Origin of the sequence: Flavobacterium sp. WV_118_3 (assembly GCF_039778605.1) — a bacterium.
In the GTDB taxonomy this organism is placed as follows: Bacteria; Bacteroidota; Bacteroidia; order Flavobacteriales; family Flavobacteriaceae; genus Flavobacterium.
This window is the reverse complement of record NZ_CP156060.1, coordinates 2,010,467-2,028,995: the sequence shown is the minus strand read 5'-3', so window position 1 is coordinate 2,028,995 and position 18,529 is coordinate 2,010,467. Positions and strand designations below refer to the sequence as shown.

Sequence of the window (18,529 nt, the reverse complement as noted above, 5' to 3'; positions counted from 1 at the left end):
AATGAAAATCAGGAACAACGCCCATTTAAGTTATTGTACGAACATTCATTCCGGGGAAACCTGGGAGGAAGTGTTTACAAATTTAAAACGCTACACACGCGATGTAAAGTCGAAAATGGCCGAAGGGAAACCTTTTGGAATCGGATTGCGATTATCCAATGAAAGCGCGTTGGCATTACAACAGGAAGAAAATCTGACCGTATTCCAGCACTGGCTAACGGAAAACGATGTTTACGTATTTACAATTAACGGTTTTCCGTATGGCAATTTCCACAACGAGGAAGTAAAAGACCGCGTACATTCGCCCGACTGGTTAAGTCAGGAACGGGTGGATTATACGCGTTTATTATTCGATCTATTGGCACAATTAGTACCCAAAGAAATTGACGGAGGCATATCCACTTCGCCACTTTCGTATAAATATTGGTTTGCTAATGAAGCGGAAAGGGAAGATGCTAAAAGGAAAAGTTGTCTTCATATGATCGATATCGTAACACATCTGATCGGTTTAAAACAAACAACCGGAAAGAAAATGCACCTCGATATCGAACCGGAACCCGACGGATTACTTGAAAATACCGATGATGTTATTGATTTTTTCCAAAACTACCTCTTAAAAGAAGGCGCGAACGAACTGGTCAAAAAAATAAAATGTAGCGGAGCAGAAGCGCGCAATTATATTCGCGAACACATCCAATTGTGCTATGATGTTTGTCATTTTGCGGTTGCTTTCGAAAAACCGGAAGACGTAATCCGCATCATGGAACTTAACAGGATAAAAATCGGAAAGATACAAATCAGTGCTGCTTTAAAATGCACTATAGCCTCTGCATCAGACAAGGAAGCGCTTTCCGGACGCTTACAACAATTTGACGAACCGATTTATTTGCATCAGGCGGTAATTAGAACAAAATCCGGGGCTTTGCTAAAGTTTCCCGATCTAAAGCAAGGTATCACAAACATGATGGAATGCGATTCCGAAGAACTTCGTACCCATTTTCATGTACCAATATTCCTGTCGGATTATCAAGGCTTACTGTCAACGCAGGAGGACATTATCAAGGCGTTGCAACTTTGGTCGAAAAAACCATATTCGACCCATCTGGAAGTCGAAACCTATACCTGGGACGTATTGCCATCGCAACTGCAAATGCATTTGACCGACGCGATACACCGGGAATTATCATGGGTGCAAATGCAGCTGGAAAAAGAACATTCAACCGTAACAAAAGCAGTAAAAAATGCAGCAAACAGCAGTCATAAACATAGTAGGGCTTACGTCCGGTTTACTCGATAACGAAACACTTTTCCTAAGCCGATGGATAAAGAAAAAAGCAGCTAAAAGCCTTATAGAACCCGTTTTTCCGGCGTTAACCTGTTCGGTACAAGCAACCTATTTAACCGGGAAATGGCCTTCGGAACACGGTATAGTAGGGAACGGATGGTATTTTCGGGAGGAAGCCGAAGTCAAATTATGGCGGCAATCCAATAAACTGGTTCAGGCACCCAAAATCTGGGATATGGCCAAAGCGATCGATCCGGAATTTACCTGCGCCAATATGTTTTGGTGGTACAATATGTATTCCGATGCCGATTTTTCGGTGACGCCACGGCCGCAATATTGGGCAGACGGACAGAAAAAACCGGATTGCTACAGTCAGCCGGCAGGCCTTCGCGATCGGTTACAACAAACCTTGGGCACTTTTCCGCTTTTTGATTTCTGGGGACCGAAAACATCTGTAAAGTCCAGTAAATGGATCGCCGATGCTTCCAAATTGGTACACGAATGGCATGATCCGACGCTAATGTTGATTTATCTTCCGCATTTGGATTATTGTTGTCAGAAATTCAAACAAGGAGCGCCAGAAATCACCAAAGATCTAAAAGAAATTGATGCCATTTGTGAAGACCTGATCTTGTTTTTTGAAGCTAAGGGAGTGAACCCGATTATTGTATCGGAATATGGGATTACCAATGTCAGTAATCCGATTGCGATCAATAGGACACTACGCGATAACGGACATATTGCAATCCGGGAAGAAAGAGGACTCGAACTGTTGGACGCCGGACAATCATCGGCATTTGCTTTGGCCGATCATCAGATTGCCCATGTTTATATCAAAAATCCTTCGCAGATTGCCGCAGTAAAAGCCTTATTGGAAACCATTCCGGGAATAGAACGGGTATTGGATGAAAAAGGTAAAAAAGAATACCATATCAACCATGAAAGAGCTGGAGAGCTGGTTTGTATCGCCGATAAAGACAGTTGGTTTACCTATTATTACTGGGAAGACGATCGTCGCGCGCCGGATTTTGCCCGAACGGTCGACATTCATAAAAAACCGGGTTACGATCCGGCGGAAATGTTTTTTGATCGGAAAAAGAAAATGCTCTTTCCGCGAATAGTGATAAAATTACTTCGCAAAAAACTTGGATTCCGAACCGTAATGGACTTGATTTCTCTGGATTCCGGATTGGTAAAAGGTTCGCATGGACGAATTGACACAGATGATGTGGACAAACCGGTTTTTATCAGTACATCCGCCATTAAGGAAAAGATAAGCGCTATAGACGTTTGTCCGCTTGTACTGAATGCGATCTTTGGGGAAGATGCCCGGAAAATACAACAAACCGACCGGATTACAGAAAAAGAACTAACCGATTAAAAACGAATACCATGATTTTTAAAGCAATAAAGCAACAACAACAAATGGTGATCAAACTATCTGTGAGCAATATGCCGGTTTCCGAAAAATTCTATACCGAAAAGTTAGGATTTAAAGTACAGTCGGATTACACGATCAACAATGGCGGGACTTTTGAAAAGGACTCCTATGTACAACTGTTACACGATGCTATGGACACCATAGCTATCGGCTTGTTTAAAGATATTGACAAACCGTTAGAGCCCGAAGAAACCGGAACCGCGCCCACTTTTATGGTGAGTGATATTGTAAAAACAAGAGAACATTTAATCGCGGAAGGTATAGAAGTAAGCGAAATTGTTGAAAACACATCTGACAAAGGGTATATTGATCATTTCGCATTTTTTTCCGATCCGGATAATAATACCCTGGCCATTCGTCAGAATATGAATTAATTAAAAGCGATTGATAAAGCCTCCAAAAGGAGGCTTTATCTTTTTAGCAGCGATCCGTTTTTATTTTAAGTAATATTTAACAGTAATTTTAAGAGTAATATTATTTTTATTTAGTCTAAATAGTGTTAATTTTGACCGCGATAAATTACAAAACCGTGAGACAATTTTACCTATTACTACTGGTCGTATGGAGCCAGTGTGCCGTATACGCCCAGGAAACTGCAACAACCCTAACCGGAAAGATCGTTAGCGAAACCGTACCGATGGAATTTGTAAACATCGTGTTACTCGATTGGGAAACCAAAAAAATAGTAACCGGAGCCGTAACCGATGCGGACGGAGCTTTTTCATTTGCGATCGCACCGGGAACCTATGCGGTTAAAGCCAGCTTTTTAGGATACCAAAACTACGAATCGGATGCTATAAAAGTGGGTAGTGATACCATGCAGACTATACCTTTGATCAATCTAAAACAGGACGGCAAGTTGCTCAACGAAGTCGTGGTGGAAGCCACAACCAAAAAACCGTTAATTCAGTTGCAATCGGATAAAATCGTGATGAATGTTGAAAACAGTGTACTATCGGAAGGGAACACCGCATTGGAATTATTAGAAAAAGCACCCGGCGTTATGGTCGACAATGATGGCAATATAAGCCTGAGAGGAAAACAGGGTGTTACAATTATGATCAACGATAAAAAGACCTACTTGTCACAACAACAACTCACCAACCTGCTAAAAGGAACATCCTCCTCGTCGATCAGCGCGGTAGAAGTCATCACCAACCCTTCGGCCAAATACGATGCCGCAGGAAATGCCGGAGTGATCAATATTAAACTTAAAAAAAATGCCCGCAACGGATTCAACGGATCGGTTAATGCCAACTATGGACGCGGTCGTAAAAACCGTTTCGGAAGCGGATTGAATCTGAATTATAAAACCGGGAAATACAATTTTTATGGAAGTTATGATCAATACTATCGTGGCGAAAGTGAAACCTTTACGTTCGACCGGAATTTTTATACCGATGCCACGGGACAAACCCTTGACAAATTTTCGAACCAATATAGCGTGACGGACGAACCGTTAAAAACCAACAATTTTAAAGCCGGACTGGAATACGATCTTTCCGAAAACACATTTGTGGGCTTTAAAGTGAGCGGCGATATCGGTAGTTATACCAACAACAGCATGTCGGAAAACAAAGTCCGTTCGGCCGATACGAGTCTTTTATCGGACGCTTTGACCAATAATCACAACCATTCCAAATGGAATAGTATGAGCTATAATGGAAGTTTTTTACACAAATTTGACAGTGACAAACAGGAAATCAGCGCCGATGTCGATTATACCCATTCCCGTTTTCGGGACAATGCACTATTGGCGACACAATTTAATCCGACACCGGTGCAACAAGCCTACGAATCGACCCGCCGCGGAATGACGCCGTCCAGCACCTCGATTTTTGTAGCAAAAGCCGATTATGTATATCGGGTCAAAGAAAAATTGTCGTTTGAAGCCGGTTGGAAAAGCAGCTTTGTAAAATCGGATAACGATGTCCGTTACGATACGATTTCCGGTGGTAACTGGACGATTGATCAAGGAACGACCAACCATTTTATTTATAAAGAACAGATCCATGCCGGTTATATCAACTACAAACAAAACTTTGGATTTATCGATGTTCAGGCCGGATTACGCGCCGAACATACCATCGCAGAAGGCAATCAGGTTACGATGCAATCTACGGTAAAAAGAAACTACACGCAGTTGTTCCCAAGTTTGTTTCTAAAAAAGAACCTCGGCGAGGCGCATACCGTGCAACTATCATATAGCAGACGAATCGACCGACCGGATTATTACGATCTGAACCCGTTCCGTTTTTTTAGAGACCCGTTTATTTTTTATGAAGGAAATCCGTATTTACAACCGGAACTAACGCATTCGATAGAATGGGGCTATTCGTTTCGAAGTAAGCATATGATCAACTTTTTTTACAGTACAACCAGTGACGTTATTGTCGATGCGATCACGCAGATTGACAATACCAATACCACGATATTGCGTTCTGAGAACCTGAGTACACGGAAAAATTACGGGCTAAGTCTTACGTCTTCTATAAAACTAACCCGTTGGTGGGATTCGAGCAATTTTCTAAATCTATACCGAAATGAATTTAGCGGTGAACAAAACGAAACCGATGTTGCGACCGGAATTTGGAGTTATACGATTAATTCGCAAAACAGTTTAAAACTTACAAAAGGATTGTCTTCGGAATTTAGTTTCCAGTACAACTCCCGATCGATATACAGCACGTTCGAACGTAAGGACTTCTTTGTCGTTTCGGCAGGGATTCAGAAAAAACTGTTTTCGGATAAAGCAACGGTAAAACTGGCGGTCAATGATATTTTTAAAAGTCGACGCTTTTATCGAAACATGCAGTTTAACAACATCAACATGAAAGAAAACATCAACCTCGACAGTCGTATTTTGAACGTTTCTTTTACCTATAATTTTGGTGATCAAAGCCAGTCGGCCCGGAAAATAAACATCGAGGACGACGAAACCAAAAAACGAATGAAAAATTAAAAAAGAGACTACCTTCGGGAAAGCCGCGGTTTCGAATGAAATGGCGGTTTTCTTTTTTAGAAAAACAGGCGATGCTATTTTTTAATTGGCTAAATTGTACTGAATTAATGGATTTAAAAAAAAACGAAAGCTATGAATTTCTTCAATCGTAAAACCACCTGGACCAATGCGGAATTTATTCCGTTAAAACTATGTATTGCCTCGGCCTACGTTATAATTGGGACCTGTTTTCATTCTTTTTTTGAAAAGTATTACATGCTGTTATTTATCCTGTTTGGCATTACTGTAATTTGGTGTATAAGGTTATGGCTACGAAAAATGAAACAGGAAAACCCATCGGGCGGAAAAAACGAATTATAGAATAGGCTGTATGTTTTGCGGATAAAGCATGATATATAGAATTTTAGAAATCCCGATCGTAATAAAACTGAGTGAAGTCCAGGTAATTATGGTAATCGCTGCAAAAAGTGGATTCAGGATCAGGAAAAGAGAGAACAAAAAACCGAAAGCACCGAACAGCATATACCAGCCCCAATTGTGTCGTTTTAGCGAAAGGAGCTCGAAACCTAAAGCGAATATGGTTGACGAACGAAATAAAAGCATAAACCCGATAAAATAGGGAAGTACGATTTCGGAGAGTTCCGGATTGGCCAACAGGCATATTCCTAATACCAGATCGAGTATACCGGCCGAAACGCCCCATCCAAAGCCATATACTTTTTCTTTTTGGGTGATATAATAACCCAGTTCCAAAAGACCATTTACAAGGAAAGTAATACTAAATAAGGTGGCCAGTACGGCATATGAAGTTAACGGTGTGCAAAACACTTTTATTCCAACTCCGATAAAAAGTAAACCGAGTACCAGAAAAATAAGCTTGTTATTCATAATTTTCTAAGCAATTAAATTAAATCGTATTCTAAAAACGATCGGAATCGCCTTAGTTTTTTGTAAGTCCGAAATCACAATAAATATACTATTTTAATCTTAAAACCAGTATAGTATCGATATAAAAAATAAGATTAAGTTGAAGTGAAACAAGAGCAGTTGGCATTCTATTGCTCTTTGTGTTGGTAATTCAATTTATAATCTGATGCAAAAACAATCCGTGATCGATCTAAATCTTCCAAAAAAACAAAACTGTGTCCTATAAAAATAAAGAAATTGTATCTGTGTACAGTAGTGTCTTTTTGCGAAATTTGTGGGTACAAAATAATTTACACAAATGATCACTATAGAAAAATACAAACCGGAATACCAACGCTATTTCGAAGCCTTTAACAAAGCCTGGCTCGAAAAATACTTTGTCGTTGAAGCGATAGACGAATATGTGTTGACCCATCCGGAAGAAGCAATTTTAAACGATGGCGGGCAGATTTTATTTGCCGTTTATCAGAACGAGGTTATTGGTACGGTTGCGTTGCGAAAAGTAGCCGATGGCGTAATGGAATTTACCAAAATGGCGGTGGATGAAAAATACCAGGGATTGGGCGCCGGTAAGCTACTATGTGAAGCGGCAATAGCACTGGCACGCGACCTGAAACTTCAAAAATTGGTTTTATATTCGCAAACACAATTGGAAACGGCAGTAGGAATATACCAAAAATACGGTTTTGAACACAAGCCAATTGACAGTTCCAAATACAAAAGAGCCGATGTATATATGGAAATGGAACTAGTGTACGAATCGTAACGTAGCCTAAAAAACAAACTCAAAAAGCGAATGTCCCGGAATAAAAAATTTGTCCTGCCGGCTATACCGGCTGTTCTTTTATCGATGATCAGTATACAATCCGGTGCTTCACTGGCCAAACAATTATTCCCGGTTTTAGGAATTAGTGGTGTGGCAACCCTACGGATAGGTATTTCGGCCATGGTATTGTATGGATTTTTCCGACCGGATTTCCGAAAACTGACGCGAAAAGAACTGCTGCTGGGTTTGGTATACGGATTGTCTATCGGGGCTATGAACCTCATCTTTTATTTTGCGATCCAACGCATTCCGTTAGGATTGGGCGTAACCTTGGAATTTTTAGGACCATTGGTACTGGCATTAGCCGGATCACACAAGCTTTTGGATTGGATTTGGGCGTTATTGGCCGGGCTGGGAATTTTCCTGATAGCTCCATGGAATGAAGGCACTGTAGACGTATTGGGAATTATACTGGCGCTACTTGCCGGTGCTTTTTGGGCGGGTTATATCGTGATAGGTGGAAAGATTTCAAAAATGATGAAAAGCGGCGATGCCGTAACACTTGGAATGTTATTTGCGTCTCTGTTTGTGATTCCATTTGGAGTTTTTAGTGGCGATCTGAATGTATTGAACGGTAATTTACTACTATTAGGATTAGCTGTTGCTTTACTCACCAGTGCTATTCCATTTAGTCTCGATATGGGTGCTTTGCGACAATTGCCATCCAAAACATTTAGCATTTTGATGAGCTTGCATCCGGCATTTGCAGCTTTATCCGGTTTCCTTTTTTTAAACGAACAATTAAGCCTTATACAGGCAATCGCTATAGGCTGTGTCATTGCAGCCAGTATAGGCGCTACCCTAACAATTAAGAAGAAATAAAGTATCGATTTTAAATGTGAAAAATGTATTTAAAATCGTTATATTTTGTGTTAATGATTTATTTTTTGGTTAAAATGATGAATATTTTTATAAATTCGTTATTCTAACCAAAACTACGATGCCAAAAATTACACTACTAATTGCATTATTTTTCTTTCAAATGACCGGCGCTCAAACACCCGATTGGGAATGGGTCAGGAGTATGGACGGAAATCTTAATAATTGGGCACGCTGCGTGACTGTTGATAATAATGGTGATGTTATTGTTGTTATCGATTTTGTAGGATCTTCCATATCATTTGGAGATATAACACTGACGAGTGATAATCCTTCTCATTATTATAGCGAGATTGCAATTATAAAATACGATAATCAGGGAAATGTGTTATGGGCTAAAAATTATGGCGGACCCAAAGCGGATATTCCATCTGCAGTGACGACAGATAATAATGGAAATATTTATCTGATAGGGCAATTTGAGGATGCTATTACGTTTGGTTCTTTTACATTAAATGCTACAGGGAAAAACGTATTTATAACAAAGCTGGACGCTACCGGGAACACTATTTTTGCCCGGAAAATTATACAGGAAGATGCTTTTGCGTTTTATGCGGCTATAAAAACCGATACTTCCGGGAATGTTTATCTGACCGGTTCTTTTAATACAGCGACAGCCACATTTGGAACAATTAGTTTTAATAACGAAGGTTGGACAGCGAATGCGCCTTGGGCTCAACGACCTTATGTGGCAAAAATGGATAGTGAAGGGAATTATATTTGGGTGAAAGTCCCGAGAAGTCCGAATGCTGAAACGAAAACAGTTGTAGCCTACAGTCTTGATATTGACGCTGAAGGGAATGTGTATTCGGGTGGATATTTTGCCTGTAATACGCTTCAGTTCGGGACAATCGTGTTAAATAAAACGACCAATGGACCGGATGATAAAAATATATACCTGGTTAAATATGATCCTAACGGTAATGAGATATGGGCGCGTAATGCAGGAAGTAGCTCCGAAAATAAAAGTGCTCACCTTTGGTCGGTAAAAGCCGATTTGGACAATAACGTATACGCAGCCGGTTATTTTGCGAATGACATACGTTTTGACAATATAACCTTGCAACCTCCTGGTCAGGCGGGACAACTATTTGTTGTTAAGTATGATGTAAATGGCAATGTACTTTGGGCGAAAACAGCGATCAACGAATCGGGAATCAATCAGATACAAGGTTTGGCTATTGATGAAGCAAATAATCTGTATGCCGCCGGAATCTTTTCAAATATTCCGCAAATCGATTTTGGAAATGAAGTCGTACTAACAAATCCGACATCGTTCGAAGGAGCGCTTTTTCTGGTAAAATTTACACCGGAAGGTGAAGCGGTTTGGGGACGAAAAGCATTGCCGTTTAATGGAAATTGCCTGGTGGATATCTATTGTAAATCGGAAAATGAAATCTATTTGTCCGGTTCTTATGCTTATGCGATGACTTTTGGAAATCATGCAGTGGAAAAACTGGATGGGATTTACGATCAGTTTCTGGCAAAGTTGTCTTTCGATCCATTAAGCACCACCAACTGGAATGCGCATACGATTAAAGTATATCCAAACCCTGTCAAAGATCAATTGTTTATCAACCAACCGGAAGCTTACACCAACTATTCGGTATATAATGTTTTCGGAGCTAAAATAACAAGCGGGATGATCCGTCCCGAAACCGGACCGATTAATGTTGGTTTCCTTTCGAAAGGTGTTTATCTGTTGCAATTATCAAATAGCGAATCAAAAACCGGGACAATCAGGATCATAAAGGAATAAGAACCCGATTGGATTATCGGTATCCGACCGTTTTAATCATAATTAGAAGCTACAATGCAAAAAATGATCCTTTTAATAGCTTTGTTTGGTGTGCAAATTGCCTTTTCACAGGTTCCCGATTGGCAGTGGGTTCGCAATATGGATCTGTATTTTGATACCGGGAGGCATTGTTCTGTAGTAGATAGTAATGGTGATGTTATTGTGATCACCGATTTTAGGATGCCTGAAATAACCTTTGGAAACATAACCCTTTATAATGACAGCCCTTCGTATTACTATGCCGACATTGCCATTGTGAAATACGACAGTCAGGGGAATGTACTATGGGCCAAAAAATACGGTGGTCCAAAGACCGATTTTTCAAATGCCGTTGCAACGGATGCTTTTGGAAATTTTTATATATCCGGCGGGTTTAACGAAACGATTACATTAGGCTCTTTTACACTGACAACCTTTACGGTAGGTACTTTTATAGCCAAGTTTGATCCCAATGGAGATGTCATTTTTGCTAAAAAAATAACGGAAGAAGGTCCCGGATGGGCTACAAAAATTAAAACGGATACTGCTGGAAATGTATATTTTACAGGAAGTTTTAGTACACCAACAATTACTTTAGGAACGATTAGCGCAACTGTCGAAGACTTTATCGATACACAAAGTTCCAACCGTGGCTATGTTGCTAAAATGGATAGTCAGGGGAATTATCTTTGGCTGAAAATTTCACAAAGCAACCACCGGCATTTTACTGGGGTCTTATCCTATGGTTTGGATATTGATACAGCAGGTAATGTGTACAATAGCGGGCAATTTGGATGTAATACACTCCGGTTTGGCGCCATAACACTAACTAAAACAGCAGTAGGGGATAATAATCTCAATATGTACCTCGTAAAATACGATCCAGACGGAAATGAGCTATGGGCGCGTAACGCAGGAAGTAACCAAAACACGGCAACAAACAGCAGGACAGTAAAAACCGACTTAGAGAATAATGTTTATGCTGCGGGATCTTTTTCAAACAGTATTAATTTTGCCCAGACAACCTTAACTTCTTCAGGGGATTCCCAACAGTTTATTGTCAAATATGATGCAAGCGGAAATGTACTTTGGGCTAAGAATGCCAATGCTCCGGCGGGTTATAATGCCATATATGATCTGGATACCGATGAAAACAATAATCTGTATACTGCAGGGGTTTTTAATACAACTCAGATGGATTTCGGGAATGGTGTGCTACTAACCAATCCATCCGCTCTACAAGGAGCCGTTGCTGTAGTCAGATACACACCTCAGGGGGAAGCTGTTTGGGGGCGAAAAGCCTTTTCGTTAAGCTGGTATAATATGGTAAATATCCATTGTAAATCGGAAAATGAATTGTATTTATCCGGATGCTACAACACTTCCGTGATGAATTTTGGCGATCATACCATAACAAAATCCGAGGAAAGTAACAATCAGTTTCTGGCAAAGTTGTCTTTCGATCCGTTGACCACGACCAGCTGGAATACACATACCATTAAAGTATATCCGAATCCTGTGCAGCATCAATTATATATGGATCATCCCGAGGTTTTTACAACCTATACTTTATACAATGTTTTGGGTATAAAAGTAGCGAGCGGAGGGATTCGTTTGGAAACCGGATCGATTGATGTTAGTACCCTTCCGAAAGGTGTTTATCTGTTGCAATTATCAAATAGCGAATCGAAATCCGAAACGATCAAAATCATAAAAGAATAACAAGCCGTATCGGACTTTAGAAGTCCGATCGTTATAATCATAATTAGAAATAACGATGCGAAAAATTACCCTTTTAATAGTCATATTTTGTGTGCAGATTGCCTTTTCACAGGTTCCCGACTGGCATTGGGCTCGTAGTATGGGCATACATTATAATAGCGTAAAACAATTTACTGCAGTCGATCCTAATGGAAACAGTATTGTGATTACCGATTTTATAACACCATCGATAACCTTCGGAAACATAACCGTATACAACGATAGTCCATCCTATTATTATTCGGATATTGCTATTGTAAAATACGACAATCAGGGGAATGTGGTATGGGCCAAAGCCTATGGCGGTCCGAGAGTGGATCAGGCCACCGCGATTACAACCGATACAGCGGGCAATTTCTATATAGCCGGTGGATTTTTAGATACGATTACCTTCGATTCCGTTACCTTAACTGCCGACCCATCCGGAGTAGCCGGAAATTTTATCGCAAAATTCGACACGAACGGAAACCTTATTTTTGCCAAAAAAGTAACCAACGATTCTTCAGGAACGGTAATTCGTATGATTAAAACAGATAATGCTGAAAATATTTATCTCACGGGATTTTTTAATACCCCTTCGATACAGATGGGAGCGATCACATTAAATTATGAAGACTATAACAGTGCGGGTTTGGGCTCATCGTATAGAACGTATGTTGCCAAAATGGATAGTCAGGGGAACTACCTTTGGGCGAAAGCGTCTCAAAGTAATGATGCGCATTACATGGGAATCATACCCTTTGGGCTTGATGTAGATACGAATGGTAATGTATATGTTGGAGGGCATTTTGGCTGTAATACGATTCGCTTTGGAACAATAACATTGACAAAAACCACAACCTATAATTATAATTTCAACATGTATCTGGTGAAATACGACAGCAACGGAAACGAAATCTGGGCTCGTAATGCCGGAAGCAGTTACGATAACGGCACCTGTACGCTGGCCGTAAAAACTGATTTAAACAACAATATATATGCGGCCGGTTATTTTTCGAATATAGTTAGTTTTGGAGATGCAATATTGAGTGCAAGTGGTGGTTCGCAACAATTTCTTGTAAAATACGATCCGAGTGGAAATGTACTTTGGGCTAAAGCGGCCACTGCCACAGCCGGATTTAACACGATTCATTCCATAGATGTTGACGAAAACAATAGCTTGTATACAGCGGGAACCTACAATAATACCCAGTTAAATTTTGGAAACGGAGTGACACTAACGAATCCTGTTCCGACCGATGGTGCCGTTTTTGTCGTAAAATATACTCCGGGTGGTGAAGCCGTTTGGGCTAGAAAAGCCACTTCACTTAACGCAAATAATACATTAAATATCGATTGTAAATCGCAAAACGAGATCTATATCTGCGGTACTTTTAATAATCCGACAATGACTTTTGGGAACCAATTGGTAACAAAATCGGAAAATAATGTCGATTTGTATCTGGCCAAACTTTATTACGAACCATTGAGTACTACCGATTGGAATACGAATAAAATTAAAGTCTACCCAAACCCGGCCAAAGACCAATTGTATATCAACCAGCCGGAAGTTTTTACAACCTATGCCTTATACAGCATCCTAGGAACAAAAGTTGCCGGAGGTAGCATTCGTCCGGAAACCGGATCGATTGATGTTAGTGAGCTTACAAAAGGTATTTATATACTACAGTTATCGGATAACGGATCAAAAACGGCAGTGATAAAAATTATAAAAGAATAGCAAGCCCCGACAGATCCTACACCTGACAGGTTTTCGAAACTTGTCAGGTGTGTAAAAAATCTGGATCAAGATAGGACGGATTAGGGTATTTATAAAATCCTTCACCGGTGGCGACACCCAGTTTTCCGGTATCGATAAAATGGGTTTTGAGGTAATCCACCACTTTTTGCTCGTGACCGTTTTTGGTCTTTTCGGCTGCAATTTTATTAATATTATAGGCCGTAGTAATTCCTACAACGTCCAAAATGCCAAAAGGACCAACAGGCGCACCGGTTGCCACCATCCAGGTTTTATCGATGGTTTCCACGTCGGCAACACCTTTTACCAAAAGTCCGAGTCCGGCACCCAACAAAGGTACCAGTAAAGAGTTCACAATATAACCTGGTTGTTCTTTATGTAAAGGTAAAGCCACCATTCCGATCGATTTAGCAAAAGCGACAACTGTATCAAAAACCTGAGAACTGGTTCCCGGATGTCCCATGATTTCAGCAGTATTGTGTTTCCATATTTCATTGGCAAAATGTAATGCTAAAAAACGTTCCGGCCGGCCGGTAGCAGCAGCAAACTGGCTTGGTAATAAGGTGGACGAGTTCGACGCAAAAATGGTCTTTTGAGGCGCTACGGTAGCCAGTTTTTGATAGAAATCAATTTTGATTTCCGGATTTTCAGGAATGGCTTCAATGAGCAGATCACTGTCGGCAACTGCCTTACCTAAATCGGAAAAATAACGAATGTTTCCAATAGCTTTTTGAATTTGATCTGGCGTTGCTTTCAGATCTTGCTCATAGGCTTCTCCCAGTTTTTGAAACGTTACTTTGGCTTTCTCCAGTAGTGCTTCGCTGATGTCATAAACATTTACGGTATAGCTGTGGAATGCTGTTTGAAATGCGATTTGCGCTCCCAAAACACCACTTCCGGCTACAGTTACAATTTGAATCGGCATGATGAATATTTTTTAGTTATATCGTGTTTTATGCAGTATTGATTTTTATGATTTCCGGGATAGCAATTGGAAATTATATCAAGTTAAAATTACATAATTTGGATCAAAAACCGAAAACAGAATATGTGTTTTAAAAATAAAAAGTTACTTTTTTAATGAGGATACGGCTACTGTAAAATCCGTAACTTTAAAAGAAAAAACGATGAAAATAAAAGTGTGTATAGCCGGTGCCACCGGATGGGCAGGTTCAGCGTTGAGCCGTGGCGTGGCAACCGATCCGGAATTGGAATTGGTTGCCGGAATTTCAAGAAAAGCAAAAGGGCAGAATCTTTCGGAGCTATTAGGATTGGAAACGGCTCCAGTTCCGGTGTATGAAACCGCTTCGGAGGCATTGAATGCCGTAAACTGTGATGTTTTCGTCGAATTTACCCAACCCGATAGCGCCAAAACGAATGTTATGACGGCTATTCGTAAAGGTGTTCATGTAGTAATCGGAACTTCTGGTCTAACCGATGCGGATTATAATGCGATAGCGGCACTGGCCGATGAACATAAGGTGGCGGTACTTGCCGTGGGAAATTTTGCGATTACAGCGGTCTTACTACAGAAATTTTCGGAGATGGCAGCAAAGTATATTCCGAATTTTGAAGTGATCGATTATGCCGATGATCGAAAAGTGGATGCGCCAAGCGGTACGGTACGCGAACTGGTAAAAAGACTGTCGGAAGTACAGGTTCCGAATGAAACAGTTGCAGCAGCCGATCGGGTAGGACCACCGGAAGTTTGGGGTGCCAAAATGAATGGTGTACGCGTACATGCGTTGCGTTTGCCCAGTTATACCATTTCGGTCGAAACCATTTTCGGACTTACAGACGAACGACTTACGATCCGTCATGATTCCGGAACCGGAGCCGAACCCTACGTAAAAGGTGGTATACTGGCGATTAAAAAAGTAAGTAGTTTTACCGGTTTTAAAAGAGGATTGGATAGCGTAATGGATTGATAAAAGTAGCCCTGATCGGTTACCGATCAGGGCTATAGTTAGCTAGAAAGCCACTTCGTCGGGAAGTAAGCCCGATCCGCCAATATAAGGCAGGGCATCGATACGTCTCATATCGCTTTCCGAAATTTCGAAATGGTATACATTTAGATTTTGCTTGATTCGCTCCGGAGTAACCGATTTCGGTAATGGCAGGGTTCCGTTTTGTAAACACCAGCGGATACACAATTGTGCCACCGAAACATTGTAATTTGATGCGATTTCCAATAAAGTAGGATCGTTAAGCATTTTTCCGGTTCCCAGTGGCGACCAGGCTTCGATCAAAATGTCGTTTGCTTTACAAAATGCCACAACTTCCGTCTGTAGATAACCCGGATGGTATTCGATTTGGTTGATCACCGGTTTTACGGTAGCCGTTTCCAATAAGGCTTCCAGGTGATGTACCATAAAATTACTCAGTCCGATGGCTTTGATTTTTCCGTCCTGATATAATTTTTCGAAAGCACGCCAGGTATCGGCATTTTTCTGTTTCCAGTCGGGAAATTGTTTGGCGTTAGCCGGCCAGTGAATCAGATAGAGATCCAGGTAATCCGTTTGTAAATCGCTTAACGTTTTGTCAAACGCTTTTAAAGTGCTTTCGTAACCACGTTCCGAATTCCAAAGCTTACTGGTAATAAACAATTCTTTACGGTCGATTCCTGAATCGGCAATCGCCTGACCAATACTTTTTTCGTTTCCGTAGATCGCAGCGGTATCGATATGACGATATCCGTTTTCCAAAGCCGATTTTACAGCCAGTACTGCGGTTGCTCCATCGGGTGTTTGCCAGGTTCCGAAACCAATTTCCGGAATGGTAACCCCGTTATTAAGCGTATAATCTGGAATGCTGTTATGCATAATGGTTGTGATTTATAGATTTATGATCAATTCAAATATACCAATTCAAAGGTAAAGAGATGTTAAATTCGTGTTGTATTATACCTTTAATCCACCAAAAATGCTGGTCATAATAATACTGAGAACGATTAGTGTAATGACGATATACATTTTGTCCCTTTCAAGAATAAAAGCAAATAGCGAGAGTACCACACGCAGGATTGGTGTTGCAATCAATGCCAAAACGCCAAACTGTATGATCTCGGTAGGATTTAATGCCATTGCACCTTTAAGAATCCCTTCGAAAGTGGTATATGCTGCACCTTCTCCCTGGAAAGTATGATAGGAAGGAACGGTCGACCCGCCATGATGTAACAGGTAGGCAACACCACCGGCAATGGCCAGAAAACAAGCCGTTAAAACACCATAACGCAACACTTTTCCCACCAGTTGCTGTACATCGGTATCTGAAATATGTTTTTTCATAAGGCGTTGTTTTAAAATTTATGGTGATAACCGTTATAAATCATTTCCAATGCGACAAAAGTGATCGCCACACAGAAAATAATTCGCAATACTTTCGGATCCATTCGGGTGAGGAGTTTCGAACCTGTAAAAGCACCGGCCAATACACCGATGATCACCGGAAAAGCAATTCCAGGATCCATATAACCTCGTTGTAAGTAAACAACAGCACTCGCTGCGGCCGTAACACCAATCATAAAGTTACTCGTGGTCGTACTCACTTTAAATGGGATATGCATGGTCGCATCCATCGCTAATACTTTTAAAGCGCCGGAACCAATTCCCAGTAAACCCGAAAGTACACCGGCTACGGTCATAATTGAAAAACCGGCTCCGATATTTTTGAGTTTATACGGAACTTCCCCGTTTGGAGTGGGATACGTACTGTTTAATTTCAGTTTATAAGAAAGCGGACTTCCTTCGGTCAAAGCGGATTGATTTTTTTTTCGTAAAGTCATCGCAGCAGAGAAAATCAGGACGCATCCAAATAAAATGGCAATCGTATTGGTAGGCGTATACACGGCTATCAACGCACCGATAACGGCTCCAATGGTAGTAGCAATTTCGAGAAACATACCCAGCCGGATATTGGTAATTCCTTCTTTTACATAGGCACTGGCCGATCCCGATGAGGTGGCGATTGAAGCCAGTAAAGCCGCTCCGATAGCATAACGGATATCCACACCAAAAGCCAGTGTTAATAGGGGAATAACGACAACACCACCGCCCAAACCGGTTAACGATCCCAAAAGACCAGCCAGATAGGCACCTAATAAAAGGATTAGGGTAAAGGTTAGTACAGACATAAGAAGAGGTTTTAATTCGTAATCACGTTAATTTTGTGCAAACATACGCTCTTTTATTTAAACGTATGATGTTTTGGTTTTTTTTGGACTAATTTTAACACCGGAGTTTACTGATTTTGATCCAGTATTTTTCGGAGTGTAGCGATTCCGGCGGCTTCCTGTTGTGATTTTAGTGCTTCCAGCAACTGTTCGTGCAGGTGATGGTTCATCGCAAACTGACTGATCCCTTTCGGCTCGCGGGCAGCAAAGAAATTGCGCAGAATCACGGTAAAACCATAGTATAATTCGGCGAGTACCTTATTTCCGGAGGCAAAAGCAATCGCCATATGAAAATCGATATCGGCATTGGCACATTCCTCTGGGTTTTCGGCGAGTATGGCTGTTTTTCGACGTTCCAGACATTGAGTTATTTCGGTCAGTTGTATTTCTGTCCGGTTGGCAGTTGCGAGGCGTATGATTTCTTCTTCCAACAGTTTTCGAACGGCATTGACATCTTTAAAATCAGCCCGTTGCAAGCGTTGTTCCATATTTAGTTCCTGGTAATTGCTGGTCACAGTAGTACCGGAACCCTGTTTTACTTTAAGGATTCCCGAGATGGCCAGTGTTTTAATCGCTTCCCGTATGGTCGAGCGTCCCACGCCATATTTTTGCATTAATTCTGGTTCGGCAGGAATTTTTTCACCAGGTTGGTAAACTCCGTTCGCGATATCTTCTTTAATACTGTTGATAATTTTGGTATACAGTTTCATACGCTTTATTTTGTACAAACATATGATGTTTTAATGATATGACGGATGTTTT

Annotated in this window: 17 protein-coding genes; 11 read left to right on the top strand and 6 right to left on the bottom strand. The window is 40.8% G+C overall.

Features of this window, described 5'->3' with window-relative positions; translation table 11 throughout:
• The first annotated feature begins 1 nt into the window (after position 1).
• The 5 genes from eboE to ABFU83_RS09450 all read left to right on the top strand — a co-directional run bounded on the left by eboE (position 2) and on the right by ABFU83_RS09450 (position 6,048).
• Positions 2 to 1,297 carry a metabolite traffic protein EboE gene (gene eboE / locus ABFU83_RS09470; protein WP_347065453.1) on the top strand — a complete coding sequence of 432 codons (1,296 nt, stop codon included), beginning with the start codon at positions 2 to 4 and terminating at the stop codon, positions 1,295 to 1,297.
• Positions 1,242 to 2,666, top strand: coding sequence for a nucleotide pyrophosphatase/phosphodiesterase family protein (locus tag ABFU83_RS09465; RefSeq protein ID WP_347065452.1), 1,425 nt, complete (start codon positions 1,242 to 1,244; stop codon positions 2,664 to 2,666). The genes eboE and ABFU83_RS09465 overlap by 56 nt, the downstream gene beginning before the upstream one ends.
• A gap of 11 nt (positions 2,667 to 2,677) precedes the next feature.
• Entirely contained in the window at positions 2,678 to 3,100 is a 423-nt protein-coding gene (locus tag ABFU83_RS09460; RefSeq protein WP_347065451.1) for a VOC family protein, read from the top strand.
• 155 nt (positions 3,101 to 3,255) lie between these two features.
• A complete protein-coding gene (locus ABFU83_RS09455) occupies positions 3,256 to 5,688 on the top strand; it encodes an outer membrane beta-barrel family protein (RefSeq protein ID WP_347065450.1) in 2,433 nt (810 codons plus the stop codon).
• 132 nt (positions 5,689 to 5,820) lie between these two features.
• Positions 5,821 to 6,048 (top strand): hypothetical protein, encoded by a 228-nt coding sequence (locus ABFU83_RS09450; protein WP_347065448.1) that lies wholly within the window; start codon positions 5,821 to 5,823, stop codon positions 6,046 to 6,048.
• On the opposite strand, the gene ABFU83_RS09445 is transcribed toward ABFU83_RS09450, so the two are convergent.
• A complete protein-coding gene (locus tag ABFU83_RS09445) occupies positions 6,043 to 6,576 on the bottom strand; it encodes a DUF308 domain-containing protein (RefSeq protein ID WP_347065447.1) in 534 nt (177 codons plus the stop codon). The genes ABFU83_RS09450 and ABFU83_RS09445 overlap by 6 nt on opposite strands.
• Positions 6,577 to 6,913: 337 nt before the next feature.
• Here ABFU83_RS09445 and ABFU83_RS09440 point away from each other — a divergent pair, with 337 nt between their 5' ends.
• The 5 genes from ABFU83_RS09440 (at position 6,914) to ABFU83_RS09420 (ending at position 13,578) form a co-directional block, all read left to right on the top strand.
• Positions 6,914 to 7,381: a GNAT family N-acetyltransferase gene (locus ABFU83_RS09440; RefSeq protein ID WP_347065445.1), complete on the top strand. Its 468-nt coding sequence runs from the start codon at positions 6,914 to 6,916 to the stop codon at positions 7,379 to 7,381.
• A gap of 30 nt (positions 7,382 to 7,411) precedes the next feature.
• Complete coding sequence (locus tag ABFU83_RS09435; RefSeq protein WP_347065443.1) at positions 7,412 to 8,263, top strand: DMT family transporter; 852 nt, start codon at positions 7,412 to 7,414, stop codon at positions 8,261 to 8,263.
• 118 nt (positions 8,264 to 8,381) lie between these two features.
• On the top strand, positions 8,382 to 10,079 hold the full coding sequence (locus ABFU83_RS09430; protein ID WP_347065442.1) for a T9SS type A sorting domain-containing protein: 1,698 nt from the start codon (positions 8,382 to 8,384) through the stop codon (positions 10,077 to 10,079).
• Between the two features lie 63 nt (positions 10,080 to 10,142).
• Positions 10,143 to 11,819, top strand: a complete 1,677-nt coding sequence (locus ABFU83_RS09425) for a T9SS type A sorting domain-containing protein (protein ID WP_347065441.1) — start codon at positions 10,143 to 10,145, stop codon at positions 11,817 to 11,819.
• A gap of 55 nt (positions 11,820 to 11,874) precedes the next feature.
• Entirely contained in the window at positions 11,875 to 13,578 is a 1,704-nt protein-coding gene (locus ABFU83_RS09420) for a T9SS type A sorting domain-containing protein (protein WP_347065440.1), read from the top strand.
• Positions 13,579 to 13,621: 43 nt separating this feature from the next.
• On the opposite strand, the gene ABFU83_RS09415 is transcribed toward ABFU83_RS09420, so the two are convergent.
• Positions 13,622 to 14,521 (bottom strand): 3-hydroxyacyl-CoA dehydrogenase, encoded by a 900-nt coding sequence (locus ABFU83_RS09415; protein ID WP_347065438.1) that lies wholly within the window; start codon positions 14,519 to 14,521, stop codon positions 13,622 to 13,624.
• 202 nt (positions 14,522 to 14,723) lie between these two features.
• Here ABFU83_RS09415 and dapB point away from each other — a divergent pair, with 202 nt between their 5' ends.
• Positions 14,724 to 15,524, top strand: coding sequence for a 4-hydroxy-tetrahydrodipicolinate reductase (gene dapB, locus ABFU83_RS09410; protein ID WP_347065437.1), 801 nt, complete (start codon positions 14,724 to 14,726; stop codon positions 15,522 to 15,524).
• Positions 15,525 to 15,566: 42 nt separating this feature from the next.
• On the opposite strand, the gene ABFU83_RS09405 is transcribed toward dapB, so the two are convergent.
• The 4 genes from ABFU83_RS09405 to ABFU83_RS09390 all read right to left on the bottom strand — a co-directional run bounded on the left by ABFU83_RS09405 (position 15,567) and on the right by ABFU83_RS09390 (position 18,477).
• Positions 15,567 to 16,418: an aldo/keto reductase gene (locus ABFU83_RS09405; RefSeq protein ID WP_347065436.1), complete on the bottom strand. Its 852-nt coding sequence runs from the start codon at positions 16,416 to 16,418 to the stop codon at positions 15,567 to 15,569.
• Between the two features lie 78 nt (positions 16,419 to 16,496).
• Positions 16,497 to 16,883 carry a DUF1634 domain-containing protein gene (locus tag ABFU83_RS09400; RefSeq protein ID WP_347065435.1) on the bottom strand — a complete coding sequence of 129 codons (387 nt, stop codon included), beginning with the start codon at positions 16,881 to 16,883 and terminating at the stop codon, positions 16,497 to 16,499.
• 11 nt (positions 16,884 to 16,894) lie between these two features.
• Complete coding sequence (locus ABFU83_RS09395) at positions 16,895 to 17,728, bottom strand: sulfite exporter TauE/SafE family protein (protein WP_136402695.1); 834 nt, start codon at positions 17,726 to 17,728, stop codon at positions 16,895 to 16,897.
• A 107-nt stretch (positions 17,729 to 17,835) separates the two neighbouring features.
• Complete coding sequence (locus ABFU83_RS09390; RefSeq protein WP_347065432.1) at positions 17,836 to 18,477, bottom strand: FadR/GntR family transcriptional regulator; 642 nt, start codon at positions 18,475 to 18,477, stop codon at positions 17,836 to 17,838.
• Positions 18,478 to 18,529 lie beyond the last annotated feature (52 nt).

Bases quoted from the DNA above. Each gene is read 5' to 3' on its own strand.
- ABFU83_RS09400 (WP_347065435.1), bottom strand. From the start codon at position 16,883: ATGAAAAAACATATTTCAGATACCGATGTACAGCAACTGGTGGGAAAA.
- ABFU83_RS09440 (WP_347065445.1), top strand. From the start codon at position 6,914: ATGATCACTATAGAAAAATACAAACCGGAATACCAACGCTATTTCGAA.
- ABFU83_RS09405 (WP_347065436.1), bottom strand. From the start codon at position 16,418: ATGCATAACAGCATTCCAGATTATACGCTTAATAACGGGGTTACCATT.
- ABFU83_RS09390 (WP_347065432.1), bottom strand. From the start codon at position 18,477: ATGAAACTGTATACCAAAATTATCAACAGTATTAAAGAAGATATCGCG.
- dapB (WP_347065437.1), top strand. From the start codon at position 14,724: ATGAAAATAAAAGTGTGTATAGCCGGTGCCACCGGATGGGCAGGTTCA.
- ABFU83_RS09430 (WP_347065442.1), top strand. From the start codon at position 8,382: ATGCCAAAAATTACACTACTAATTGCATTATTTTTCTTTCAAATGACC.
- ABFU83_RS09435 (WP_347065443.1), top strand. From the start codon at position 7,412: ATGTCCCGGAATAAAAAATTTGTCCTGCCGGCTATACCGGCTGTTCTT.
- ABFU83_RS09445 (WP_347065447.1), bottom strand. From the start codon at position 6,576: ATGAATAACAAGCTTATTTTTCTGGTACTCGGTTTACTTTTTATCGGA.
- ABFU83_RS09420 (WP_347065440.1), top strand. From the start codon at position 11,875: ATGCGAAAAATTACCCTTTTAATAGTCATATTTTGTGTGCAGATTGCC.
- ABFU83_RS09425 (WP_347065441.1), top strand. From the start codon at position 10,143: ATGATCCTTTTAATAGCTTTGTTTGGTGTGCAAATTGCCTTTTCACAG.
- ABFU83_RS09415 (WP_347065438.1), bottom strand. From the start codon at position 14,521: ATGCCGATTCAAATTGTAACTGTAGCCGGAAGTGGTGTTTTGGGAGCG.
- ABFU83_RS09450 (WP_347065448.1), top strand. From the start codon at position 5,821: ATGAATTTCTTCAATCGTAAAACCACCTGGACCAATGCGGAATTTATT.
- ABFU83_RS09395 (WP_136402695.1), bottom strand. From the start codon at position 17,728: ATGTCTGTACTAACCTTTACCCTAATCCTTTTATTAGGTGCCTATCTG.
- ABFU83_RS09465 (WP_347065452.1), top strand. From the start codon at position 1,242: ATGCAGCAAACAGCAGTCATAAACATAGTAGGGCTTACGTCCGGTTTA.
- eboE (WP_347065453.1), top strand. From the start codon at position 2: ATGAAAATCAGGAACAACGCCCATTTAAGTTATTGTACGAACATTCAT.
- ABFU83_RS09460 (WP_347065451.1), top strand. From the start codon at position 2,678: ATGATTTTTAAAGCAATAAAGCAACAACAACAAATGGTGATCAAACTA.